Raw genomic sequence first — 25,173 nt, 5'->3', positions numbered from 1 at the left:
TATTGCGACTGCCTGCTTGATTTGGGGGTTCGAAATATTTCGCGGACGATCACGGTTCACGCAGTACCCGCATTTCACCTCCATTGGCTCGATGTTTTAAACGATTAAGAGGATCAGGGTTACACATGCTAAAAGTTACCAAAGCGGTATTCCCCGTCGCTGGCCTGGGCACGCGGTTCCTTCCCGCGACCAAGGCCAGCCCGAAGGAAATGCTGCCAGTCGTGGACAAGCCGCTGATTCAGTACGCGGTGGAAGAAGCGATGGCTGCCGGCATCACCGAAATGATCTTCGTAACGGGCCGCAGCAAACGCGCGATCGAAGATCACTTCGACAAGTCCTATGAGATCGAAGCCGAGCTCGAAGCGCGCGGCAAGGACAAGCTGCTCGACCTCGTGCGCAGCATCAAGCCGAGTCACGTGGACTGCTTCTACGTGCGTCAGGCCGAAGCGCTCGGTCTCGGTCACGCCGTGCTGTGCGCGGAAAAGCTCGTGGGCGACAACCCGTTCGCCGTGATCCTCGCGGACGATTTGCTGTACGGCAAGCCGCCGGTCATGTCGCAGATGATCGAAGTGTTCGACCACTATCACAGCTCGGTGATCGGCGTCGAAGAGATTCCGCAACAGGACTCGAAGTCCTACGGCGTGATCGATGGTAAGGAATGGGAAGACAACATTTTCAAGTTGTCGGGCATCGTTGAGAAGCCGGAACCGGCGGTGGCACCTTCGAATCTGGGCGTGGTCGGCCGTTACGTGCTGAAGCCGCGTATTTTCGATCACATCCGCGCGTTGAAGCCGGGCGCAGGCGGTGAACTGCAACTGACGGACGCGATTCAATCGTTGCTGTCGGATGAGCAGGTTCTCGCATACAAGTATCACGGCACGCGTTTCGATTGCGGCAGCAAGCTTGGTTATCTGAAGGCGACGGTGGAATTCGCGCTGCGTCACCCGGAAGTGGCGAAGGACTTCGAAGAATATCTGCGTAATCGCGCGCCGATTTTGGAAGGCTGAGTTTTTCGGCGCTTCGGTTTTTTCGGTTGTTAAAAAGCCCGTCACGTTTTCAGCGTGGCGGGCTTTTTTTATCGGCGGCGCATCAGGAAGGTAAACACCTTGTCCTGTGTCGTCACTTCGACGATCTCGTTGCCGGTCTGTTTGGCGAACGCAGCGAAATCGCGCTGCGAACCGGGATCGGTCGCCAACACTTTCAGAATCTGGCCGCTGGTCATGTCGGCGAGCGCTTTCTTGGCCCGCAGAATCGGCAACGGGCAATTCAGGCCGCGTGCGTCGACTTCCTTGTGAATCTCCATTGCGCTTTTCTGGTGTGTTTTGGGGAAAGGGGGATTTTAGCGCAGGGACGCCTGCGTCCGCCCCGAACGCAGGCACCCCGTTTCCTCAAAACTCCACCGCCCTCCCACTCTGAACCGCCTCCCGCATCGCGATCCCTATACGCGTCGCTTCCCGCGCATCGTCGAGCGTCAGGCCGGTGGGTTTGCCATCGCGTAATAAACCGACGAACGCCTGCGCCTCACGCAGAAATGCATCCTCGAAACGCTCGAAGAACGTCGGCGTGCACGCGTTGCGCATGCCATGCTCATCCGCGATTTCCACGCGATTCGCGCGCGGATTGCGCCCCACGCTCAGTGCGCCCGCCGTGCCGATCACTTCCGTCTGCGTATCGTGGCCATGCGCCATCGTGCGCGACGCGTAGAACACGGCAAGTTGCCCGCCATCGAATTCGACGATGCCCACGCCGTTGTCGATGTCATTGCACTCGCGCAAGCCTTCGTGGATCGCAATCGTGCCGCTTGCGTACACGCGCTTCGGGCGCGGATTGCCCAATAGCCAGCGCGCCAGATCGATATCGTGCACGCTGCAGTCCAGAAACAGCCCGCCCGATGTCGGCGCGAATCGCACGAAGAAGCCATCGGGGTCGTTCTTGTCGCAGGTTTGCGAGCGCACCATGAACGGCCGGCCGATCGCGCCGGACGTGGTCTGCTCAAAGGCATCGCGATAGCTCGCGTCGAAGCGGCGCACGAAGCCGATCATCACTTTCAGATGAGGATGTCGTGCGTGCTCTTCGATCACCGCATCGCATTCGGCGAGATCGAGCGATAGCGGCTTCTCGCAGAAGACGTGCTTGCCCGCGCGCAAGGCCGCGATGATCTGTTGCGCGTGCAAGGACGTGGGCGTGACGAGCCACACGGCATCGACTGAAGGATCTTTTAAAAGCGCGTCGTACTCGGCGTGAAGAATCAACTCGGGAAACTTGTCACGCGCCCAATTGCGTTCATCGGCGACGGGACTGCATGCCGCGACGAGCCGCGCGCCCGGCACATGCCACGCGAGATTCTCGGCATGACGACGCCCGAGCCGTCCCAATCCGACCAGACCGAAGCGAATCGTGCTCATGCCGCGCTCTCCCCGAGTTTCACGATGCGCTTCTCTTTCCACGATACCGTCGCCGCTTCGGCGAGTTCCAAGGCCTTGAGACCATCGGCGACGGTGGTGCGCACCGGCTTGCCGTTATTGACCGCATCGAAGAAATGGGCGATTTCAGCGGCGTACGCGGCGCGATAACGTTCGAGGAAGAACGCTTCGGGCACATCGGACGACACCGCGTGCTTCGTATAGGACGTCACTTCAGTCGGCCGCACATTGCCCGCTTGCAGCATCCCCAAACTGCCAAGCAGTTCGAAGCGTTGATCGTAGCCATACGCCGCGCGCCGCGTCGTGTTGATCTGGCACAAGCGTCCGCGTTTCGTGCGGATCGTGACTGCGGTGGAATCGACGTCACCCGCTTCGGCGATCAATGGATCAGTGAGGCAACTGCCGGTGGCGTGAAGCGTGTCGGCGTCGTCATCGAGAATCCAGCGGAAGATATCGAAGTCGTGGATCAGCATGTCCTTGAAAATGCCGCCCGAATGTTTGATGTATTCCACCGGCGGCGCGCCCGGATCGCGGCTGGTCACGATCAGCATTTCCGGCTCGCCCACTTCGCCCGCATCGATACGCGCCTTCACCGCCGAGAACGTCGGATCAAAGCGCCGCTGAAAGCCGATCATGCACACCACGCCCGCCGCAGCCACCGCATCCGCACAGGCGCGCGCTCGTTCGATGGTCAAATCCACCGGCTTCTCGCAGAACACATGCTTCTTCTGCGCCGCCGATGCCAGGATCAAATCCGCATGCGTATCCGTGCTCGAACATACGACGGTCGCGCCGACGGAAGCATCGCCCATTGCGCCATCGACATCGGCCACCTGCGCGCCGTGCAACGCGGCCAACGCGGCCGCAGCGTCACGGTTCACATCGACCACGTATTTCAGCCGCACGCCCGGCTGCCGCGCCAGATTTGCTGCATGTATCTTGCCGATCCGACCCGCGCCAAACACCGCTACATCAATCGTCATAGCCACCTGTCTCCTTGGATTCTTCGACGTTCAATTCAAGCCGGTACGCGAGCGCGATAAACAACGCCTGGCACAGGCAGATGGTGCTCGTGAGCGAACGGAACGCGAATGCGCTGCCCTCCTTCACGAACAAACTGGCGCTCGCGTGTCGGGCGAGCGGCGAAAGCTGGCTATCGGTAATGACGAGGGTGTTCGCGCCGTGATGCTGCGCAGTGCGCACGCAATACTGCGTCTCCTTGCCGTAGGGCGCGAAGCTGATCGCCACCACCACATCCCCCTTCTTCACGCTGCGGACCTGCTCGCGGAACATGCCGCCGAAGCCCGAAATCAGATGCACGCGTTTGCGCGTGTGCTGCAAGGCATAGACGATGTAACTCGCCACCGCGAACGAACGGCGCACGCCGATCACGTAGATGTTCTCGGCCTGAGAAAGCATCTCGACGGCGGCTTCGAATTGTTCGTCGTCCAAACCAGCTTCGAGTTCATCGAGTCCCGTACGGCTCGCGGCGATAAACTCGCGCGCCACCGAAACGCCGGATGCATCGCCCGCTTTCTCGTCGATCAATTTGCGGATGCGCTGCTGATAGCTCTGCGGCGATCCGCCCGCGCCCGTGTACGCCTGCCGGAACACCGCCTGCAAGTCCGAAAATCCCGAGAAGCCGAAACGCTGCGCAAAGCGCACCACCGCCGACGGATGCACGCCGCACGCGGTCGCGATATCGCTGGTGCGGTCCATCATCACACTTGGCCGGTGCTGTTCGATATACGTCGCCACGCTCTTCAGCTGGCGCGGCAGTGAATCGTAGGCATCGGTGATGCGCTGCATGAGTTCGTCGACGCTCTGGACGTCGGTGCTGGTGTCATCCATGTAAACACTCATCTCTTTGCGCGCTCGAAGAGACGAACGCCGTGGAACCGATTATAGGAAGGCCGCAGGCAAATTGGAATGTATTTTCCATTCTTCGCACGCGTAAAATTTCTATTGCAGACGGTGGAAAACTGACCTACTCTTGGTCCTGAGCACGGCGCTACCCAAGCCCGGCGCTCGCGAAAACATCACACCAAACAACAACCGAGATAGGTGGAGACAATGACCATTTGCAACGGTCGGGCCGCGCTGCGTGCGCTGGTGGCCGCGGCTGCCCTGTGCAGCACGGCGATGATGGCGGCGAGTCCCGCGCAAGCGGCGCCGGATGCGAAGTTCGTGCTCATCAGCCACGCGCCGGATTCGGATTCGTGGTGGAACGTGATCAAGAACGCCATCAAGCAGGCCGATGAAGACTTCAACGTGCAGACCGATTACCGCAATCCGCCCAACGGCGATATCGCGGATATGTCGCGTCTGATCGAGCAGGCGGCGGCGCGCAACTACGACGGCGTCATCACCACCATCGCGGACTTCGACGTACTGAAGAGTTCAATCAACAAGGTCACCGCGAAGAAGATTCCGCTGGTGACGATCAACTCCGGCACCGAAGATCAGAGCGCGCAATTGGGCGCGATCATGCATATCGGCCAGCCGGAATATGTGGCGGGTAACGAAGCCGGCAAGAAGGCGAAGGCTGCGGGCATCAAGTCCTTCCTGTGCGTGAATCACATCGCCACCAACACCGTTTCGTTCGATCGATGCAAGGGTTTTGCCGATGCACTCGGCATCGACTACAAGGCCTCGACGATCGATTCGGGACAGGACCCGACGGAGATTCAATCGAAGGTATCGGCGTATCTGCGCAATCATCCGGATACCGGCGCGATTCTGACGCTCGGACCGACGCCTGCCTCGGCGACGCTCAAGGCCGTCACGCAAATGGGCCTGCAAAACAAGATCTATTTCGTGACCTTCGACTTCTCCGACGATATCGCCAAGGCGATCAAGGACGGCACGATCAAGTTCGCGATCGATCAGCAGCCGTATCTGCAAGGCTATATTCCGGTGGCAGTGCTGGCGATCGTGCACAAGGAACACACCACCGATCCCGCGAAGATCCGCCAGATTCTCGAAGCGAATCCGAAGTTCAAGGCGCGTCTGGAAACCTATGGCCTCGCGCCGTCGTACGGACCGAAGAACATTCGTTCGGGTCCGGGCTTTATCACAAAAGAAAATCTCGACAAGGTCGTGAAGTACGCCGGTCAGTATCGCTGATCGACGTGTGACCTTCTTCGGGCGGTTGCTCTGACTTATTAGGTTTGTAGAACCGCCCGCTTTCATCAAACGTTCCTCGCGCTTGCTGCGTCCGTTCGCGGACGCGGCGGGAGCGCGCGCATCCGTACCGAACCGATTTGAGTTTCAAGGAGCCATCATGGGCGTAGCCGGAAAGCATTACCCTCCTCACGCGAATCAGCAGGACAACGCTGAAACCCCCGACAAGGTGAAGCCTTCCGACGAGCGTGTTCGCAGTCAGTCGTGGTTCGGCCACTTGCTGAATCGACCGGAATTCGCGGCAATTTCGGGCACCGTGCTGGTGTTCATCGTGTTCGGCTTCGGCGCAGGTTCGTCGGGCATGTTCAACCTCGACGGCGTGATGAACTGGTCGCAAGTGGCCGCGTATCTTGGTCTGCTCGCGGTCGGCGCGTGCTTGTTGATGATCGCCGGTGAGTTCGACTTGTCCATCGGTTCGATGATCGGTTTCGCGGGCATGATGGTCGCGCTGCCTGCTGTCTATCTGCATTGGCCGCTGTCTATCGCCATCCTGTTCGCTTTCGTCATGTCGATGCTGCTCGGCGCGTTGAACGGCTATCTGGTGATGAAGACGCGCCTGCCCTCGTTCATCGTGACGCTCGCGTTCCTGTTTATTCTGCGCGGCCTGACGCTGGCGCTGTCGATCATGTTCGCGGACCGCACCATCATTTCCGGCGTGGGCGATCTCGCTCAGGCCGATCCGGTCGCCGACTTCCTGTTTCACGGCGTCGCGTTTCATGGCTTGTTTGCGTCGCTGGCGCATATGGGTATCGGCAAATTGCTGGATAGCGGTGAACCGCTGGTGCCGGGCATTCCGAAGGTCATTATCTGGTGGCTGGTGCTGGCTGCGATCGGCGCATTCGTGCTCGCCAAGACGCGCTACGGCAACTGGATTCTCGCCGTCGGCGGCGATGCGAATGCGGCGAAGAATGTCGGTGTGCCGGTGCGTCGCGTGAAGATTTCGCTGTTCGTGCTGACCGCGTTCTGCTCGTGCCTGTTTGCGGTGCTGCAAGTGTGCGATATCGGTTCGGCGGCGGCGGATCGTGGTTTGCAGAAGGAATTCGAAGCGATCATCGCGGCGGTGATCGGCGGAACCTTGTTGACGGGCGGTTACGGTTCGGTGGTCGGCGCATGCTTCGGAGCACTGATCTTCGGCGTCGTGCAGATCGGCATCACTTATACGAACGTGAGTTCGGACTGGTTCCGCGTGTTCCTCGGCGTGATGCTGCTGATTGCCGTGCTGTTCAACCACTACGTGCGCCGTCGCGTTTCGCAGGCTCAATGAGATCAATGAGAGGAGAACCGACATGAACGACGACAACATCCTCGCGCTTGAAAACGTCAGCAAATTCTTCGGCAAGGTGATCGCGCTGAACGGCGTCACGTTGCGACTCAAACGCGGCGAAGTGCATTGCCTGCTCGGCGATAACGGCGCGGGTAAATCCACGCTCATCAAGACGCTGGCAGGCGTGCACGCGCCCTCTTCCGGCGAATATCTCGTCGATGGCAAGCCGGTGCATTTTCAGTCGCCCAAGGAAGCACTCGATCTCGGCATTGCGACCGTGTATCAGGATTTGGCGCTGGTGCCTTTGCTCTCCGTGGCGCGCAACTTTTTCATGGGACGCGAGCCGCAGAAGAAGCGCTTCGGCATCAGCGTGATGGACCTCGATCTCGCCGCCGAAACCTCGCGCGCCAAGCTCGCGGAAATGGGCATCAACGTGCGCGATCCGCATCAGCCGATCGGCACGATGTCCGGCGGCGAAAAGCAATGTCTCGCGATTGCCCGCGCGATCCATTTCGGCGCACGCGTGTTGATTCTCGATGAGCCGACTGCCGCGCTCGGCGTCAAGCAATCCTTCAATGTGCTCAAGCTGATTCATAAGGCGCGCGAAAAAGGCATCTCGGTAATTTTCATCACGCACAACGTGCATCACGCTTACCCGATCGGCGATTCGTTCACGCTGCTCAATCGCGGCAAGTCGATGGGCACGTACACCAAGGACACCATCAGCAAGAACGAAGTGCTCGACATGATGGCCGGTGGCGCCGAAATGCAGCAGATGATGACCGAACTCGAAGGCGCGACGATCTGAGGACCCAAGTCATGGCAGAACAACATCACTCTCGTTTTGCAGCGGATCGCCCGTTGGATATCGTGTGTCTCGGGCGGCTCGCGGTCGATTTGTACGCGCAGCAAGTGGGTGCGCGGCTGGAAGATGTATCGACATTTGCGAAGTATCTGGGCGGGTCGTCCGCGAATATCGCGTTCGGGTGCGCGCGGCTGGGCTTGAAATCGTCGATGCTCGCGCGCGTCGGTAACGATCATATGGGGCGCTTTCTGCTGGAAACGCTCGAACGCGAAGGCTGCGACATCAGCCACGTTCGTACGGATAACGAACGACTCACCGCGCTCGTGCTGCTCGGCCTCGAAGATCGCGATACGTTTCCGCTCGTGTTCTATCGCGAGAATTGCGCGGATATGGCTGTGGATGAAGCCGATTTCGACGAGGCGTATATCGCATCGTCCAAGGCGCTACTTATCACGGGTACGCACTTTTCGACCGAGCAGGTGAATCGCACGAGCCGGCGCGCGCTCGAATATGCGCGCCGCAATAACGTGCGCACGATTCTCGATATCGACTATCGGCCCGTGTTGTGGGGACTTACCGGCAAGGCGGATGGCGAAACGCGCTTCGTCGCCAATGAAGGCGTGACCGCGCATTTGCAGCGCATTCTGCCGTTGATGGACCTCGTCACCGGCACGGAAGAAGAGTTTCGCATTGCGGGCGGCAAGGATCGTTTAGTCGATGCCTTGGCGATGGTCCGCAAAGTGACGAGTGCAACCCTGGTCGTCAAGCGCGGACCGCTCGGCTGTTCGATTATCGAAGGCCCGATTCCCGCTTCCATCGACGATGCACCGATCCATGGCGGCGTCGAAGTCGAAGTGCTCAACGTGCTCGGCGCAGGCGATGCGTTTGCCTCCGGTTTCCTCTCCGGCTGGCTGCGCGACGAATCGCTGGAAGCGTGCGCGCGATCGGCCAATGCAAGTGGCGCGCTCGTCGTCTCACGACACGGCTGCGCGCCCGCGATGCCCACGCCCGCCGAACTCGATTACTTTCTCGATGCCGCAAAACAAGACCCCGTTCGCATGCGACGTCCCGACAAGGACGCGACGCTTGCACGCTTGCATCGCGTGAGTCCGAATCGCAAACAATGGGATGAAGTGCTTGGTTTCGCGTTCGATCATCGCAATCAGTTGTTCGAACTCGCGCAGCAAACGGGTGCAAGCGAAACGCGCATTTCTACGCTAAAGAGCCTGTTTGTCGATGCCGTCGCGCAGACCGAAAAGGAGTTGAAACTCGAAGGCCGCATCGGCGTATTGATCGATGATCGATATGGTCAGGACGCGCTGAACGCAGCAACGGGACGCGGCTGGTGGATCGGCCGCCCGGTCGAGTTGCCGGGTTCCATGCCGCTCGTCTTCGATCACGGACGTTCGATCGGTACATCGCTGACTGAATGGCCGCGCGAGCAAGTAGCGAAGTGTCTGGTGCAATATCACCCCGATCATCCGCATGAACTTCGTCTGGAACAGGAAGCGCAAATTCGTTCGCTCTACGAAGCATGTCAGGCCAGCGGCAATGAACTGCTGCTCGAAGTGATCGTGCCGAAGAACGGTTTGCCGGTGGAAGAAGACACGGTGTATCGCGCGTTGAAGCGCTTGTATAACCTTGGCATCTATCCGGAATGGTGGAAGCTCGAACCGATGAGCGCGAAGCAATGGCAATCGGTCGATGCGCTGATCGCCGAACGCGATCCGTATTGCCGTGGCGTCGTGTTGCTGGGATTGTCGGCAGCGGTCGATCAGTTGCGCGATGGCTTCAAGGCAGCGGCTTTATCGAAGACATGTCGCGGTTTTACGGTCGGGCGCACCATTTTTCATGAGCCGAGTCGTGCGTGGCTTGCGAATGAAATCGACGATAAGGAATTGATTGCGCGCGTGCGTCGTACCTTCGAAACGCTGATCGATGCGTGGCGCGATGCGCGTGCTTCGTCGGATCATGTTCAGGATCGTCGCGTGAAACAGGAGCAAGCGGCATGAATCAACGTGCAACGGAAAACGCTGTGAGTACCACCATTCGATTGACCGCCGCGCAGGCTTTGGTGCGCTATCTCGCGGCTTTGAAAACCGCGCACGGCGAGCCGCTTTTCGGTGGCGTGTTCGCGATCTTCGGGCATGGCAATGTCGCGGGGATTGGCGAGGCGTTGTATCGGCATCGAGAGGGATTGCCGACTTATCGCGCGCACAATGAACAAGCGATGGCGCATAGCGCGATTGCTTTCGCGAAGGCGCATATGCGGCGGCGGATGATGGCGGTGACGACATCGATTGGGCCGGGTGCGACGAATCTTGTTACGGCAGCGGCGCTGGCGCATGTGAATCGGTTGCCCGTGCTGCTGTTACCGGGCGATATCTTCGTCTCGCGCGCGCCCGATCCTGTGCTGCAGCAAGTCGAAGATGCGCACGATGGCGGTCTATCGGCGAATGACGCGTTGAAGGCCGTGTCGCGCTATTTCGATCGCATCGTGCATCCGGCGCAATTGCTAAGCGCCCTGCCGCGCGCGGTCCGTATTCTCACCGATGCCGCGCAATGCGGTCCCGTCACGCTCGCCTTGCCGCAAGACGTGCAGGCGATGGCGTACGACTACCCTGCTTCGTTCTTCGAGCCGCGTGAGGTGGAGTTTCATGCGCCTGCGCCGGTGTCGCGTGAAATCGAACGTGCGGCGGCGTTGCTGCGCGAATCGCGTGAACCGATGATTATTTCCGGCGGCGGCGTGCTGTACGGACTTGCTTCGGATACCTTGAAATCGTTCGCGCACAAGCACGGCATACCGGTTGCGGAAACGCAGGCAGGCAAAGGCGCACTTGCATGGGATGATGCGTTGAACGTCGGTGGTATCGGCGTGACGGGTGGTTCGTCGGCGAATGAACTTGCGCAGGCGTGCGATTGCGTGCTGGCGATCGGCACGCGTTTGCAGGACTTCACGACCGGATCGAACACGCTGTTTTCGCAGGCGCGCATCGTCGCGATCAATGCCAATCCGTTTGATGCATTGAAGCGCAACGCCCACGCCGTTCAGGCCGATGCAGGGCTTGCTTTGGAAGCGCTGTCGCAAGCGTTAGGCGACTGGAAAGCGTCACCGCAATGGACGACGCATGCGCATCGCCTGGCAAATGATTGGCGCGATACCGTCGCCCACGTGACCAACACGCCGCTTGCCGATAACACCTTGCCACGCGAAGCCGATGTGATCGGCGCGGTGCAGCGTTCATCGCCGGAATCGGCATCGAACGATATCGTCGTGTGTGCAGCCGGCACCTTGCCCGCCGATTTGCAAAAGCTTTGGCGTACGAATGATACGGGCGGCTATCACGTCGAATACGGTTACTCGTGCATGGGTTACGAGATTGCGGGCGGACTCGGCGCGAAGCTCGCAAAGCCTGAAAAAGAAGTGATCGTAATCGTAGGCGATGGCAGCTATCTGATGATGAACAGCGAGCTTGCCACCTCCGTGATGCTGGGCGCGAAGCTGATCGTCGTGCTGCTCGACAATCGCGGCTTCGGCTGTATCAATCGATTGCAGCAGGCATGCGGCGGCGCGCCGTTCAACAACCTTATCGCCGATTCGAAACAGGGCCCGCAAGGCGCACCCGATATCGACTTCGCAATGCACGCGCGCGCGATGGGCGCATTGTCCGAGCATGTCGCGAATATCGATGAACTTGAAGCGGCGATGAAACGCGCCCGCGCCGCCGATCGCAGCTACCTCATTTCCATCGATACCGATCCCGCGCGCCCGACCGAAGAAGGCGGCTGGTGGTGGGAAGTCGCGGTGCCGGAAGTATCGGAGCGGGTGTCGGTCGTGAAAGCGCGCGAGGCCTACGAAAGCGCCGTGAAAAACCGCAACAACGGATAAGGATCAGACATGGCATTGAACGTGCGCATCGGCATCAATCCTTTGTCGTGGATGAACGACGACTTGCCATCGCTCGGCGGGGAGACAGAGTTGTCTACCGCGCTTACGGAAGGCAAAAAGATCGGCTATGAAGGCTTCGAACTCGGCAACAAGTTTCCGCGCGAACCGCAGGCCTTGAAGACGCTACTCGCGCAATACGATCTCGCGTTGGTGTCGGGATGGTATTCGGGCTGGCTTGCGGAGCGCAGCGCGGAGGAAGAGATCGAAGCGGTTGGACCGCATCTCGATCTGCTCGCGAAGAACGGCGCAACCGCGATGGTCTACGGCGAAGTCGCGCATTCGATTCAAGGCTCGCCGCGTCCGCTCTATCAACGTCCGCGCTTCTTTTCCGATGCGCAATGGAACGAGTACGCCGATCGTTTGAATCGATTCGCGGAATACACGCTCTCGCGTGGCGTGCGTCTGGCGTACCATCATCATATGGGCGCGTATGTGGAAACGCCTGCGGATGTGGATCGTTTGATGTCCATAACGAACGATGCAGTCGGTCTCCTGTTCGATGCAGGCCACATCACGTTCGCCGGCGGCGATGCTTTGAGCGTGCTGCAAAAGCATATTTCGCGCGTCTGCCATGTGCATTGCAAGGACGTACGTCCGGAGATCGTAAAGCTCGCGCGCAATCGCAACTGGAGTTTTCTGGATGCGGTCATCAACGGCGCATTCACCGTGCCGGGCGATGGCTGCATCGACTATCCGGGCATCATCGCGCTGCTGGCGAAGCATCATTACGAAGGCTGGCTGGTCGTCGAAGCGGAACAGGACCCGGTGATCGCGCCGAGTTATGCGTATGCGGATAAGGGTTATCGAACGCTGCGCGCGCTCGTCGATAAAACGTATAAGGAGGCGGCATGACTTTGCTGGTGAAAGCATCGCGCGAAGGCCAGACCATCGCGCGCGTAACGCCGGATTCCGCGGGCTGGAAGCATGTGGGGTTCGCTGCGTATCGGCTCGATGCGGACGATGTCGTTCATGTCTACGATGCAGATCGCGAGAGCTGCATCGTGGTGCTGACGGGCACGGTGAGCATCGAAGCGGGCGACGAGCACTGGAAAGCGATCGGCTCGCGCGACAGCGTATTCGAAGACTCCGCGCCTTATGCGGTGTACGTGCCGCCGAAACTCGCGGCAATCGTACGTGCGGATCGCGATGCGGAGATCGGCGTGGCGAGCGCGCCCGCTAAAGGCGTGTATCCGCCACGATTGATCGAGCCATCGCAGATGAAGCGTTCGACGCGTGGCAAAGCCGCGAATACGCGCTACGTCTGCGATATTCTTCCGCAGACCGAGGCGGCGGAATCGTTATTGGTGGTGGAAGTGCGCACGCCGGGCGGACACGCATCGAGCTATCCGCCGCATAAACATGATCGGGATAACGTACCAATCGAGAGTTCACTGGAAGAGACTTACTATCATCGATTGAACCCGCCGCAAGGCTTTGCGTTTCAGCGCGTTTATACCGACGAGCGTGATTTGGACGAGACGATGGCCGTCGAAGATCACGATGTGGTGATGGTGCCGCGCGGGTATCATCCGGTGGTCGTGCCTTATGGGTACGACAATTATTATCTCAACGTGATGGCGGGCGATAAGCGCACGTGGCACTTCAAGAATGATCCAAAGCATGAGTGGATCGTGGAGCGGGATAGTAAGGTCTAAAGCACTAGCGGGTGACTTCGCGCACCCGCCTTGCTCAAGCGTTCCACGGATCGACGATTTCGATACCGCAGTCGATGAAGTCCTTTACGTTACGCGTGGCGAGAATCGCACCGCGTGAACGCGTGACGGCTGCGATCATCGCATCAAATTGGCTGATCGGCTTTCCAATGCTGCGCCGCGATGCTGCGATTTGCGCGTAGAGTTCGGCCGCGTCGCCATCGAAATTCAAGACGCGGCCCGCAAAGTCTTCATTGAAAACGAACTGAGTGGCGACCCAAAGGCTTTGTCTGCGCGCGCCCTGCGGCATGATCCGAATGCCGTAGGCAATTTCGCCACGCGTCACGGTAGTCGTGAAAAGCGACGAGCGTAACTGACCGGCGAACCAATCCAGCACGCGTTGTTCGGGTTGCGGCTTCAGAACTTCTGACAGGACATTCGTATCAAGAACGATCATTCTTCGAAGTCCTTCGGTTCGCGAATGCCATCGCGTGGCGGCAATTCAAGATCGACCCCGCCCAGCGGCACGATGCGGCTACGGATCGAATCGACCAGTGATTTTCCGCCTACCGGCTCAGTCGATAACGCAGCACGCAGGATATCGCGCGCTTCGTCTTCCATCGAGCGACCGTGTTGCGCCGCCAGTTTGCGCAGGCGCGTTTCAAGTTGCTCGTCGATATCTGGAATGGTCATGGCTGTCATGCGGACCTCCGTTTAATCAGTCAATCGAACTTTGACTGGCATGTTACCGCGAAATTTCGAGTGCCCCGATTGTCAGCCAATCCCCAATAGTTTGCGCCTCGTGCGCCAGCGCCTCAATCGCCCCATCGAACCGCACTTCCCCGCGCCCCATCACTGCGACGCGCGCATTCAGCATGCGCGCGATCGTCATGCGTTCTTCCATCAACAGAATCGCGATTCCGCGTTTGCGCAGCGTCTTGAGACACGCGCCCACTTGCTCGACCACGCGCGGCGCAAGTCCTTCTCCCGGTTCATCGATAACAACGAACGCAGGATCGCCCATCAACGTGCGCGCCAGCGTCAGCATTTGCTGTTCGCCGCCGGACAACGCACCCGCTTTCACCGATGCGCGTTCCTCAAGCACCGGAAACAAGCGATAAGCCTCATCGACGGTAAAGCGCGTTCCCTTCCTTTCGCCGAGCAGCAAATTCTCGCGCACGCTCAATGTCGGGAAAACATCGCGCGTTTCGGGCACGTAACCGATGCCTTTGCGCGCAACCTCGAACGGTCGCAATCCGATCAAAGACGTGCCGCGATATCGCATTTCGCCGTCGCATCGCACGAGTCCCATGATGGCTTTTGCAAGCGTCGAACGTCCCGATCCATTGCGTCCGATCAACGCGACCGCCTCGCCTTCATCGATCGATAAATTCACGCCGTGCAGCACTTGCGCGTCGCCATACCATGCGCGCAAATCGCGGATGCGCAGCAGTTCGCTCATTGCGTCGCTCCAAGATAAGCTTCCTGCACATCGCGATTCGCGCGAATCGCGTCTGGCGTATCGGTAGCGATGATGCGGCCTTGCACGAGCACGGAAATGCGATCCGCAAGACCGAATACCGCGTCCATATCGTGTTCGATCACCAGCAGCGTACGATCCCGCGTCGTCTCGCGGATCAGCGCCAACGCACGTATGCTTTCCGCGCGATTCATGCCGGCCGTGGGCTCATCGAGCAAGATCAAAGGCGCATCGGTGGCGAGCGCGAGGCCGAGATCGAGCGCGCGTTGCTCGGCGTACGTGAGACGCGCAGCGGGTTCGTCGGCGCGGTCCGTGAGGCCGATGGCATCGAGCATGGCGCGGGCCTTGCGCTCGATCGTTCGTGATGCGAACCATCGGTCTATCACGCGCGACGACGATGCGCCCAAAACCGCGCATCGCAGGTTATCGAGCACGGATAATCCACCGAATACGCTCGTCGTCTGAAAACTGCGCGCGAGCACGCGGCTCACGCGCTGCGGCGGCTTGCCAGTGATATCGATGCCCTGCGCAAAAATGCGCCCTTCGTTTGGCCGCGCGCGTCCCGAGATCAGATCGAACAGCGTCGATTTGCCCGCGCCGTTCGGTCCGATCAACGCATGACGTTCGCCCGCTTCCACGCGCAAATCGACGCCGCGCAAAATCTGCGTCGCTCCAAAACGCTTAGTTATACAGCGTAATTCGAGCGCGCCGTTCATATCGCCCGCCTCGTCCGATGCCACGCGAGAAACAGCGCGCAACCCAGCGCGATAAACCACGCGCCGTAAGGCAACACTCGCCCGTAAAGCGTTTCGACGATAACAACGGCAAGCACGCTTATCGCCACGCTCTTCAACACGTTCTTGCGCGCAAACAATCCCGAAGGCGACGCCACCACGACCCATACGAAGAACAAGCCGAGATACATCGGCCATGCGGCGGACACGCTCGCGACCGCCGTGCTGAAGAACGTCAGCATCACCGCGCCGATCACCGGCCCGAAAAACGATCCCGCGCCGCCGATCACCGTCGCGACCAACGCGCTCGTCGAACGTGCAAGGCCCACGCTTTCCGACGACACCAATTCCACATTCACCAGCGACAACACGCCCGCAATGCCCGCGAAAAACGCCGACACGCAGAGCATCGTGAAGCGCACGCGTCGCGGTGCGAAACCGATCGCGGCGGCGCGCGCCGGGTTGTCGCGCACGGCGTTGGCGAGACGGCACATCGGCGTGCGTGAAACGGCGAACATCGCCAGGCACGATACGACGCACCAGCACGCGATCAGCGCATACGCTTCGCGCAACGGCCCGAAGGTCCACGCGAACAGCATCGGCCCGCTGGCGCGATCGATGGTCACGCCGCCCTCGCCGCCGAACCATCCCGGCACGAGCCACACGCTCGCCGCCACGAGTTCGCCGATGCCGAGCGTGATCATCGCGAAAGTGGTGCCGCCGCGTTGCGTCGAGATCGCGCCGAGGAGCACGGCGGCAAGCAGCGCCGCGATGCCGCCGATCATTGGCAACAAGGGCAAGGGCACGCCGTATCGATTGAACACGTGCGCGGCGGCGAACGCGCCGAGTCCCGAATAAACCGCGTGCCCGAACGACAGCAAACCAGTCTCGCCGAGCAGCAGGTTATACGACAGCGCGAACACGATAAGCGTCGCCGTCTGCGCGAGATAGGCGAGCAGCCACGACTGATCGAAGAACAAAGGCGGCAAGGCAAGCGCCGCGATCAAGGCGATGAACTTAAGCATCGGGCGTGCGCTCGCCCAGCAGTCCGCGCGGGCGTGTGGCGAGCATCGCGACGAGGAGCAGATACGGCAAGACAGGCGCAAGTTGCGTGACCGTCAAGGCGGCCCATGCAGGCGGCAACGTCATGCCGAACATCGAAGCAACGCTTCCCGCCGATGCCGTCGCGCCGACCGCAAACGTCTGCACGCAACCGATCAACAGCGAAGCCACCAGCGCACCCGACAACGATCCGATCCCGCCGATCACCACGACCACGAACACGATCGGCCCCATCGCGTCGGCCATGCCGGGTTCGATGACGGCGAGCGGCGCGCCGATCACGCCCGCCAGCGCGGCGAGCGCGGTGCCTGCGGCGAACACCATCGAAAAGACGCGCGGCACGTCATGCCCAAGCGTCTCGACAATATGCGGATGCGTCAGCGCCGCGCGCACGATCAGCCCCGTTTTCGAGAAGCGCAGCACGAGAAACAGCGCGCCGAGCATGAGCACGGCAACCAGCATCATGAACGCGCGATAACGCGGAAACGCCGCGCCGTACAGCGTGAACAACGGGCCATCGAGCACGGAAGGCATTGCGGCGGGTAAGGACCTAAGTCCCCAGACGAGCTTGACGCCCTCGCCAATCACGATAGCCGCGCCGAACGTCAGCAGCAATTCCGCGAGCGCGCCACGCGCGTGCACGCGTCTGAGCAAGCTGCGTTCGAACAACGCGCCGGTGAGTCCGACGATCAAGGGCGCGACGATCAACGCGACCCAGAAGCCCGCGTAAGCTGCAAGCGCCTGAGCAACATACGCGCCGAGCATATAGAAGCTCGCATGCGCGAAGTTGAGCACGCCGAGCATCGAAAAGATCAGCGTGAGTCCTGCCGACAACATAAAAAGCAGCAAGCCGATGCTCACGCCATTGAGCAGATTCACGCAGAACCACTGAAGCAAGACGCCGCCCTCAGCCGATGATGAGCCGCTTCAGCGCATCGACGAGCGGCGCGGGCAGCGCCACCGGACGACGCGACTCGCGATCCACATACACATGCACGAAATGCCCTTGCGCAGCGGCCTGATCCGAGCCTTCCGCGAAGATCGCCACTTCGTAGCGCACGCTCGTGTTGCCGAGCTTTTCCACGCGCAAACCCGCATCGATTCGATCGGGAAACACGATCGGCGCGAAGTAATTGCAGCGCGTTTCCACCACCAGTCCGATGGTCTGCCCTTCGGTGAAATCGAGCACGCCCGCGCGCAGCAGATACTCGTTCACGACCGTATCGAAATAGCTGTAATAGACGACATTGTTGATATGGCCGTAGACATCGTTATCGGCCCAGCGCGTGCTGATCGAAAGGAAATGCGCGTAGTCGGCGCGCGTGGTCGGAGTGGGCTTGGTCATCGTGATGGTCAGATGGGCTTCGGCACGCAGAGCGCGCGGACTTCATCGGTGAAGCGTTCGACGGTTGTCCGCTTCGTGTCCCACGAGCACATGAACCGGCATCCGCCCGAGCCGATGAACTGATAGAAGCGCCAGCCTTTCGCTCTGAGCGAGGCCGCCGCGTGCGCGGGCAATTCCGCGAACACCGCGTTCGATTCGGGCTTGAACAGCAGCGAAACGCCGGGGATATCGACAAGGCGTGAGGCCATCAATTGCGCCATCGCGTTGGCGTGACGCGCGTTGCGCAGCCAGACATCGCCATCGAGCAAGCCGAGCCAGGGCGCGGAAATAAAGCGCATTTTCGATGCAAGCTGACCCGCCTGCTTCAGGCGATAGGCAAAGTCGGTGGCAAGCGCCTTGTCGAAGAACACGACGGCTTCGCCCACCGGCAAGCCGTTTTTCGTGCCACCGAAACACAGCACATCGACGCCCGCGCGCCACGTGATTTCCGACGGATGCACGTTCAGCGCCGCGACCGCGTTCGCGAAGCGCGCGCCATCCATATGCACTTTCAGATGCCTGCGCTTGGCAATCGCGGCAATCGCGCGGATTTCCTCGACGGTGTACACGCTGCCCACTTCCGTCGATTGCGTCAGCGACACGACCTTCGGCTTCGGATAATGAATATCCGCACGCTTGGTGACGAGTTCTTCGATCGCGTCCGGCGTGAGTTTTCCGTTCTCGCCCTTCGCCGTCAGCAGCTTCGAGCCGCCCGAAAAAAACTCCGGCCCGCCGCATTCATCGGTTTCGATATGCGCGAGTTCGTGGCAAATCACCGAATGGTAAGACTGACATAGCGATGCCAACGCCAGCGAATTCGCCGCCGTGCCATTGAACACGAAGAAGACTTCGCAATCCGTCTGAAACAGATCGCGGATGCGGTCGCAGACTTTTTGCGTCCACGAGTCGTCGCCGTAGGCGGGTTCGTGGCCGCTGGTGTTGGACTCGATCAGCGCCTGAAGCGCTTCGGGGCAGATGCCTGCGTAGTTATCGGAGGCGAAGTGTTCGGATTCTTGGGCAGCGGTCATTGGGCGAGTGCTCTGTGCTTCGGAACAAGTCGCCTATTCTAGTTTTTTTCTCAGCCGCCAAGGCTTTCCCGCACCTTCAATGATTCGACGATTCGATGCCCGCCGCTTTCACGACGGGCATCGACGCTTGGTTGCGGTTACTTCCCGCTCGGCGCGCTGGCCGCGTTGGCTTCCTGCGCCTTCTTTTCCTTCTTGCTGGCTTCGTGATGGCCGATGGCGCAGCCACCCACCGCGCCTGCCGTGCCGTGCTTGCCCGCCACGTGGCCCGCCACGCCGCCGACCGCCGCCCCTTCGATACAGCCCTTCGCCTGAGCCGCGCCCGTTGCTGCCAGCAGCGCCGCCGTCAATGCAATCGACATGAATTTGCGATTCATCGTTCGTCTCCCTTGGTTGTTGAAATGAAAACGGGAAGAACGTTGCACGCGATGTGCCTGAAAGCGTTGTAATAAAAAACGGCCCGGTTTTTTCGACCGAGCCGTTCTTATTTTCAAGTTTTAACGAAGCGTTTTAGAGCTGCTGCTGCACCCAGCCCGTCACGCCCGCCAGCGCTGCCGGAAGATTCGCCGGCTCCGTGCCGCCTGCCTGCGCCATATCCGGACGGCCGCCGCCCTTGCCGCCGACCTGCTGCGCGACGAAGTTGACCAGTTCGCCCGCCTTCACCTTTTTCGATGCATCCGGCGTCACGCCCGCGATCAGACTGACCTTGCCGCCATCGACGGAAGCGAGGACGATGGCCGCGCTCTTGAGCTTGTCCTTCAGCTTATCGACAGTTTCGCGCAGCGTCTTCACGTCCGCGCCTTCGAGTTGCGCGGCAAGCACGTGCACGCCCGCGATATCGACGGCTTGCGAGACGAGTTCATCGCCCTGATTCGCGGCGAGTTTGGACTTGAGCGCGCTCAGTTCCTTCTCCAGCGACTTCACATGCTCCTGAACCTGCGCGATACGCTGCGTCAGTTCCGCAGGCTGCGCCTTCAGCACGCCCGCCGCCGCATTGATGCGCTGATCCAATTCCTGCACGTAACGCACGGCGTTGTCGCCCGTGATAGCTTCGACACGGCGAATGCCCGCCGCCACGCCGCCTTCCATCACGATCTTGAAGAAGCCGATATCGCCGGTGCGCTGCACGTGCGTGCCGCCGCAGAGTTCGCGCGAGAACCCGAGATCGAGCACGCGCACGGTATCGCCGTACTTTTCGCCGAACAGCGCCATCGCGCCGCCCTTCACCGCGTCGTCATAAGCCATCACGCGGACCACGCCCGGCGCGTTCGCGATGATCTCGTTATTCACGATCTGCTCGACACGACGGATTTCGTCGTCCGTCATCGGTGCGTTGTGGGCGAAGTCGAAGCGGGTTTTATCGGCATCGACGAGCGAGCCTTTTTGCTGCACGTGGCCGCCGAGCACTTCGCGCAAAGCTTTGTGCATCAAATGCGTGGCCGAGTGATTGCGCGCGGTGCGGCCGCGGCGCACGGCGTCGATTTCCGCCTTCACGACATCGCCGACCTTGAGCGTGCCTTGTTGCACCGTGCCGTGATGACCGACGACATCGGCCTGCACTTTGAGCGTGTCCGTCACGGCGAAGCGTGTCGATGCGTTCGCCAGCACGCCCTGATCGCCGACCTGACCGCCCGATTCCGCGTAGAACGGCGTGTGATCCAGCACGACGACGGCTTGCTGACCGTCCTTCGCTTCGTTCACCGATGCGCCTTCGACGTAGATCGCGAGAATCTTCGCGTCGTCGAAAATTTCCTTTTCGTAGCCGTGGAAGGTCGACTTCGCGCCCGAATATTCGAGGCCGGCCGCGAGCTTGAACTTGCCCGCCGCGCGCGCCTGGTCGCGCTGGCGCGCCATGGCGTCGTCGAAAGCGGGTTCATCGACGGTCACGCCGCGTTCGCGGCACACGTCGGCGGTCAGATCGAGCGGGAAGCCATAGGTGTCGTGCAGCTTGAACGCGAGTTCGCCGTCGAGTTGCTTGACGCCCTTCTTGTCGAGATCGGCGAGTTCGCCTTCGAGAATCGACATGCCGTGTTCGATCGTCTCGAAGAAGCGCTCCTCTTCCTGACGCAGCACGTCGGTGACGCGTTGTTGTGCATCGGCGAGTTCGGGATAAGCCGCGCCCATTTCGGCGACGAGGTCCGCCACCAGCTTGTGGAAGAACGCGCTTTTCTGGCCGAGTTTGTAGCCATGACGAATCGCGCGGCGCACGATCCGGCGCAGCACGTAGCCGCGGCCTTCGTTGCCGGGAATCACGCCATCGACGATCAGGAACGAGCACGCGCGAATGTGGTCAGCAATCACCTTCAGCGAGTTGTTTTCCAGATCCGCCGTCTTCGTTTCGCGCGATGCAGCCTTGATCAGCGTCTGGAACAGATCGATCTCGTAGTTGCTGTGCACATGCTGAAGCACGGCGGCGAGACGTTCCAGGCCCATGCCGGTATCGACGCACTGCTTGGGCAGCGGCGTCATATTGCCCTGCGCGTCGCGATTGAACTGCATGAACACGAGATTCCAGATCTCGATAAAACGGTCGCCGTCTTCTTCAGGCGATCCCGGCGGGCCGCCCCAGATTTCCGGGCCGTGGTCGTAGAACACTTCGGAGCACGGACCGCACGGGCCGGTATCGGCCATTTGCCAGAAATTATCCGATGCGTACGGCGCACCCTTGTTGTCGCCAATGCGGATGATGCGCTCGACCGGCACGCCGATTTCCTTCGCCCAGATGTCGAAGGCTTCGTCGTCTTCCTTGTAGACGGTGACGGTGAGCTTGTCGGCCGGCAGCATGTAGACCTTGGTCAACAGCTCCCAGCAATAGTGGATGGCGTCGCGCTTGAAATAATCGCCGAACGAGAAGTTGCCGAGCATCTCGAAGAACGTGTGATGCCGCGCGGTATAACCGACGTTCTCCAGATCGTTGTGCTTGCCGCCCGCGCGCACGCTGCGCTGCGCGGTGGTCGCCCGCTTGTACGGACGCGACTCGCTGCCCAGGAACACGTCCTTGAACTGGACCATGCCCGAGTTGGTGAAGAGCAGCGTCGGATCGTTGCCGGGCACGAGGCTCGACGAACGGACGATCGTATGGCCCTTCGATTCGAAAAACTTCAGGAATTTCTCGCGTATTTCGGCGGCTTTCATGGCGTACGGGGCTTCTGCGGTTTTCGGTTTTGGCCAGCCGGAGTTGCCTTCGATCGCGCTGCGACAGGGCTTCCGGACAGGCAGAGGTAATTTTCGATTATACGGGATTCGCTCCGTGCGGCCTGACGCAGCGGCTTGGGCGCACGGCGCGCGCAAACCGCTATCGCGCGCGTGTCGTTTCCGTGCGACATTTGCGGTTCCTTTATCCGGGAGTGAAACATCGAATGGGAGCCTTAAGCCACATCCGCGTACTCGATCTCACCCGCGTGCTCGCCGGTCCCTGGTGCGCGCAGACGCTGGCGGATCTCGGCGCGGACGTCATCAAGATCGAGCGGCCTGAGACCGGCGACGATACGCGTCAATGGGGACCGCCGTACCTCAAAACGCCCGATGGCGAAGACACGCGCGAAGCGGCCTATTACCTTGCGGCGAATCGCAACAAGCGCTCGGTGACGGTGGATATCGGGACCGCCGACGGGCAGCGCATCGTGCGTGAACTGGCGGCGCAAAGCGATGTCGTGCTGGAGAACTACAAGGTCGGGCAACTGAAGAAGTACGGGCTCGACTATGAATCGCTGAAGGCGGTGAAGCCGGATCTCGTCTATTGCTCGGTGACGGGTTTCGGGCAGACCGGGCCGTATGCAAATCGCGCGGGCTATGACTTCATCATTCAGGGTATCGGCGGATTTATGAGCATTACCGGCGAGCGCGATGGTCAGCCCGGTGGCGGTCCGCAGAAAGCGGGCGTGGCCATCGCCGATCTCATGACTGGCATGTACGCGACGGTCGGCGTGCTCGCGGCGCTGACGCATCGCGATAGAACGGGCGAAGGGCAATATATCGATATGGCCTTGCTCGATGTTCAGGTCGCCATGCTCGCCAATATGAACACGAACTTTCTCGCCAGCGGCAAGCCGCCCGTGCGATGGGGCAACGCGCACGCGAACATCGTGCCGTATCAGACGTTTCAGACGAACGATGGCTGGATCATCGTCGCGGTGGGAAATGACGGCCAGTTTCGCAAGTTTGTCGAAGCAGGCGGACGCGCCGAACTCGCCGATGACGCGCGCTTTGCCACCAACCCGTCACGCGTGCGCAACCGCGATATTCTCGTGCCGATTCTCGCCGATATGGTCCGCCTGAAAGGCAAGCGCGAATGGCTCGCAGCGCTCGAATCGGCGAGTGTGCCGTGCGGGCCGATCAACGATCTCGGCGAAGTATTCGACGACCCGCATGTGATCGCGCGCGGCATGAAGCTGGATATGCCGCATCCCGCGGGCGGCGAGGTGCATCTCGCCGCCAATCCGATCCGCATGAGCGAAACGCCGGTCGAAGCGCGCGCGCATCCGCCGATGTTGGGCGAGCACACGTTCGATGTGCTCTCGACGCTGCTCGGCTACGACGAGCCTAAACTTCGCGCGCTGCGTGAAGCGAAGATCGTGTAATCAGCGATCACGTGAAGACCAGTACTCGGTCTTCACGCCAATATCATCCGAAACGAAGCGCTCACCGCGCGATGTCCGGTAATGCGCCAGCGCCCGATAAACCAGGCGCTGGCCGATCAGCACGATCGGCACATTGAGCAGCACCATCACGATATTCATGAGATCGGACAGCGCCCACAGATTCGGCAATTCCAGTCCCGCCAAAACCGTCAGCGCGCCAGACGGCACGAACACGAGTGACCCGACCACGCGAATCCCGCCGATAAACCACGCACTGCGCGAGATGAAGTTGGCCGAAATCTCCGCGAACGAAATCATCCCGAGCAGCGTGGTGAACGCGAACAGCCCGTAACACACGCACATCACGATCTTCACGCCCTGCGCCACCGCCATCGGCACCAGCGCCTGCACGGAAGCCAGATACACCGTGATCTTCGACGCGCGCACCGTCTCCCACGCCTGACCATCCACCGTGCCGGTCCACACATGCGCCATCACGACGATAAATCCGGTCATCGTGCAGATCACCATCGTGTCGAAAAATACGCCGAGGCTTTGCACGAAACCCTGCTCGCACGGATGATCGTTATCGGCGATGGCGGCGGCCATCGTGATCGTGCCCTGCCCTGCTTCGTTCGACATCAATCCACGCTTCACGCCCTGCGCCAGCGCCGTGCCGATCGCGCCGCCGAACAGCGCATGCGGCGCAAACGCTCCGACGATCACCTCATGGAAGAAGTACGGAATCAGCGGCAAATTGATCAGGATGATGATGAGCGACATCAGGCAGAACAACGCGGCCTTGATCGGCACGAGCACATCCGTATATGCCGTCACGCGCCGGATGCCGCCCATGATGATGAACGAGCACGCCACCACCAGCCCGACCGCGATGCAGTAATAAACGGTAGATTGCCGCGCCAGATGCGTGCCGCTCACGGTATCCGCAATCGTGCCGATCGCAGTGAACACGTTGAACGTTTGCGGCGGCACGTTGAAAAGCGCATATACGATAAACACCAGCGACAAAACCGTCCCGACGATGCGCTTATCGCCGAGAATGCGCCGCCCGTAGAACGGCAGGCCGCCGACGAACTCGTCGTGTTTGCGCTCCTTGAAAAGCTGCGCGAGCGTCGATTCCATAAAGGCCGTCGCCATGCCGAAGAACGCGGCGACCCACATCCAGAACAACGCGCCCGGCCCGCCGACCGAAATCGCGCCCGTAATGCCGACGATATTGCCCGGCCCCGCGCGCATCGCGAGACCCAGCATGAACGACGCCAGCGCCGACACGCCCGTACCGGACGACTGCCGCCGCAGCATGATGCGCACGATGGTGCGCGGGTTCATCGTCTGGACGAAGCGCGTGCGGATCGAAAAGTGGATGCCGACGCCGACCAGTAGCAGGATTGCAAAGGGAAAACGGCCGAGCACGGGAATGTGCGCGTACCAATCGAAATTGGTCGGAAAGTCCCACAGGAAGTCCGAGATCGGCGCGATGAAGGCGAAAAACGCATTCACCGATTGAAAAAGTTGCTCCACGCGACCTTCCTTTCATTTATTCAACTGCATCGAAGCAGGACATAAAAAAGCCAGATTCGCTTCGAATCTGGCTGGTTTGCTTTCCATCGA

General features: G+C 60.4%; 24 protein-coding genes. 9 read left to right on the top strand and 15 right to left on the bottom strand.

Translation table 11 applies throughout. The features are described from left to right. Positions 1–125: 125 nt before the first annotated feature. Positions 126–1,007: a UTP--glucose-1-phosphate uridylyltransferase GalU gene (gene galU / locus P7F28_RS21115; RefSeq protein WP_277186534.1), complete on the top strand. Its 882-nt coding sequence runs from the start codon at positions 126–128 to the stop codon at positions 1,005–1,007. A gap of 68 nt (positions 1,008–1,075) precedes the next feature. Here galU and P7F28_RS21110 read toward each other — a convergent pair whose 3' ends face one another. The 4 genes from P7F28_RS21110 to P7F28_RS21095 all read right to left on the bottom strand — a co-directional run bounded on the left by P7F28_RS21110 (position 1,076) and on the right by P7F28_RS21095 (position 4,274). Continuing rightward, complete coding sequence (locus tag P7F28_RS21110; RefSeq protein ID WP_277186533.1) at positions 1,076–1,303, bottom strand: sulfurtransferase TusA family protein; 228 nt, start codon at positions 1,301–1,303, stop codon at positions 1,076–1,078. A gap of 85 nt (positions 1,304–1,388) precedes the next feature. Further along, on the bottom strand, positions 1,389–2,405 hold the full coding sequence (locus P7F28_RS21105) for a Gfo/Idh/MocA family oxidoreductase (RefSeq protein WP_277186532.1): 1,017 nt from the start codon (positions 2,403–2,405) through the stop codon (positions 1,389–1,391). Next, the gene (gene iolG, locus P7F28_RS21100; protein ID WP_277186531.1) at positions 2,402–3,406 is read right to left on the bottom strand and encodes an inositol 2-dehydrogenase; all 1,005 of its coding nucleotides are present in this window, start codon (positions 3,404–3,406) and stop codon (positions 2,402–2,404) included. The genes P7F28_RS21105 and iolG overlap by 4 nt, the downstream gene beginning before the upstream one ends. Beyond that, positions 3,396–4,274, bottom strand: coding sequence for a MurR/RpiR family transcriptional regulator (locus P7F28_RS21095; protein WP_277186530.1), 879 nt, complete (start codon positions 4,272–4,274; stop codon positions 3,396–3,398). The genes iolG and P7F28_RS21095 overlap by 11 nt, the downstream gene beginning before the upstream one ends. 222 nt (positions 4,275–4,496) lie before the next feature. Here P7F28_RS21095 and P7F28_RS21090 point away from each other — a divergent pair, with 222 nt between their 5' ends. From P7F28_RS21090 to iolB, 7 genes are all read left to right on the top strand, one after another. Continuing rightward, on the top strand, positions 4,497–5,549 hold the full coding sequence (locus P7F28_RS21090; protein WP_277186529.1) for a sugar ABC transporter substrate-binding protein: 1,053 nt from the start codon (positions 4,497–4,499) through the stop codon (positions 5,547–5,549). Positions 5,550–5,706: 157 nt separating this feature from the next. Next, the gene (locus tag P7F28_RS21085) at positions 5,707–6,870 is read left to right on the top strand and encodes an ABC transporter permease (RefSeq protein WP_277186528.1); all 1,164 of its coding nucleotides are present in this window, start codon (positions 5,707–5,709) and stop codon (positions 6,868–6,870) included. A gap of 22 nt (positions 6,871–6,892) precedes the next feature. Then, positions 6,893–7,678, top strand: coding sequence for an ATP-binding cassette domain-containing protein (locus tag P7F28_RS21080; RefSeq protein ID WP_277186527.1), 786 nt, complete (start codon positions 6,893–6,895; stop codon positions 7,676–7,678). An 11-nt stretch (positions 7,679–7,689) separates the two neighbouring features. After that, positions 7,690–9,687, top strand: coding sequence for a 5-dehydro-2-deoxygluconokinase (gene iolC / locus P7F28_RS21075; protein WP_277186526.1), 1,998 nt, complete (start codon positions 7,690–7,692; stop codon positions 9,685–9,687). Continuing rightward, a complete protein-coding gene (gene iolD, locus P7F28_RS21070) occupies positions 9,684–11,564 on the top strand; it encodes a 3D-(3,5/4)-trihydroxycyclohexane-1,2-dione acylhydrolase (decyclizing) (protein ID WP_277186525.1) in 1,881 nt (626 codons plus the stop codon). The genes iolC and iolD overlap by 4 nt, the downstream gene beginning before the upstream one ends. Positions 11,565–11,573: 9 nt before the next feature. Further along, positions 11,574–12,476, top strand: a complete 903-nt coding sequence (gene iolE / locus P7F28_RS21065; RefSeq protein WP_277186524.1) for a myo-inosose-2 dehydratase — start codon at positions 11,574–11,576, stop codon at positions 12,474–12,476. Beyond that, entirely contained in the window at positions 12,473–13,279 is an 807-nt protein-coding gene (gene iolB / locus P7F28_RS21060) for a 5-deoxy-glucuronate isomerase (protein ID WP_277186523.1), read from the top strand. Before iolE ends, iolB begins: the two co-directional genes overlap by 4 nt. 34 nt (positions 13,280–13,313) lie before the next feature. Here the strand turns inward: iolB and P7F28_RS21055 are convergent, their stop codons facing one another. The 10 genes from P7F28_RS21055 to alaS form a co-directional block, all read right to left on the bottom strand. Next, positions 13,314–13,733, bottom strand: a complete 420-nt coding sequence (locus P7F28_RS21055) for a type II toxin-antitoxin system VapC family toxin (RefSeq protein ID WP_277186522.1) — start codon at positions 13,731–13,733, stop codon at positions 13,314–13,316. Continuing rightward, positions 13,730–13,978, bottom strand: a complete 249-nt coding sequence (locus P7F28_RS21050; RefSeq protein WP_277186521.1) for a plasmid stabilization protein — start codon at positions 13,976–13,978, stop codon at positions 13,730–13,732. The genes P7F28_RS21055 and P7F28_RS21050 overlap by 4 nt, the downstream gene beginning before the upstream one ends. 43 nt (positions 13,979–14,021) lie before the next feature. Continuing rightward, entirely contained in the window at positions 14,022–14,738 is a 717-nt protein-coding gene (locus P7F28_RS21045; protein ID WP_277186520.1) for an ABC transporter ATP-binding protein, read from the bottom strand. Further along, entirely contained in the window at positions 14,735–15,472 is a 738-nt protein-coding gene (locus P7F28_RS21040; RefSeq protein WP_277186519.1) for an ABC transporter ATP-binding protein, read from the bottom strand. Before P7F28_RS21040 ends, P7F28_RS21045 begins: the two co-directional genes overlap by 4 nt. After that, the gene (locus P7F28_RS21035) at positions 15,469–16,515 is read right to left on the bottom strand and encodes a branched-chain amino acid ABC transporter permease (protein WP_277186518.1); all 1,047 of its coding nucleotides are present in this window, start codon (positions 16,513–16,515) and stop codon (positions 15,469–15,471) included. The genes P7F28_RS21040 and P7F28_RS21035 overlap by 4 nt, the downstream gene beginning before the upstream one ends. Further along, on the bottom strand, positions 16,508–17,389 hold the full coding sequence (locus tag P7F28_RS21030; protein WP_277186536.1) for a branched-chain amino acid ABC transporter permease: 882 nt from the start codon (positions 17,387–17,389) through the stop codon (positions 16,508–16,510). Before P7F28_RS21030 ends, P7F28_RS21035 begins: the two co-directional genes overlap by 8 nt. 70 nt (positions 17,390–17,459) lie before the next feature. Further along, positions 17,460–17,897: a thioesterase family protein gene (locus P7F28_RS21025; RefSeq protein WP_277186517.1), complete on the bottom strand. Its 438-nt coding sequence runs from the start codon at positions 17,895–17,897 to the stop codon at positions 17,460–17,462. 8 nt (positions 17,898–17,905) lie between these two features. After that, positions 17,906–18,964 carry a low specificity L-threonine aldolase gene (locus P7F28_RS21020; RefSeq protein ID WP_277186516.1) on the bottom strand — a complete coding sequence of 353 codons (1,059 nt, stop codon included), beginning with the start codon at positions 18,962–18,964 and terminating at the stop codon, positions 17,906–17,908. A gap of 137 nt (positions 18,965–19,101) precedes the next feature. Beyond that, on the bottom strand, positions 19,102–19,338 hold the full coding sequence (locus P7F28_RS21015) for a hypothetical protein (RefSeq protein ID WP_277186515.1): 237 nt from the start codon (positions 19,336–19,338) through the stop codon (positions 19,102–19,104). 133 nt (positions 19,339–19,471) lie between these two features. After that, the gene (alaS, locus tag P7F28_RS21010) at positions 19,472–22,096 is read right to left on the bottom strand and encodes an alanine--tRNA ligase (protein WP_277186514.1); all 2,625 of its coding nucleotides are present in this window, start codon (positions 22,094–22,096) and stop codon (positions 19,472–19,474) included. A gap of 224 nt (positions 22,097–22,320) precedes the next feature. Here alaS and P7F28_RS21005 point away from each other — a divergent pair, with 224 nt between their 5' ends. Beyond that, positions 22,321–23,541: a CaiB/BaiF CoA-transferase family protein gene (locus P7F28_RS21005; RefSeq protein WP_277186513.1), complete on the top strand. Its 1,221-nt coding sequence runs from the start codon at positions 22,321–22,323 to the stop codon at positions 23,539–23,541. Here P7F28_RS21005 and P7F28_RS21000 read toward each other — a convergent pair whose 3' ends face one another. After that, on the bottom strand, positions 23,542–25,083 hold the full coding sequence (locus P7F28_RS21000; protein WP_277186512.1) for an amino acid carrier protein: 1,542 nt from the start codon (positions 25,081–25,083) through the stop codon (positions 23,542–23,544). Positions 25,084–25,173 lie beyond the last annotated feature (90 nt).

Source organism: Caballeronia sp. BR00000012568055, assembly GCF_029439455.1.
In the GTDB taxonomy this organism is placed as follows: domain Bacteria; phylum Pseudomonadota; class Gammaproteobacteria; order Burkholderiales; family Burkholderiaceae; genus Caballeronia.
Note: the sequence above shows the minus strand (reverse complement) of the source record. Positions and strands in the feature narration are given on the sequence as shown.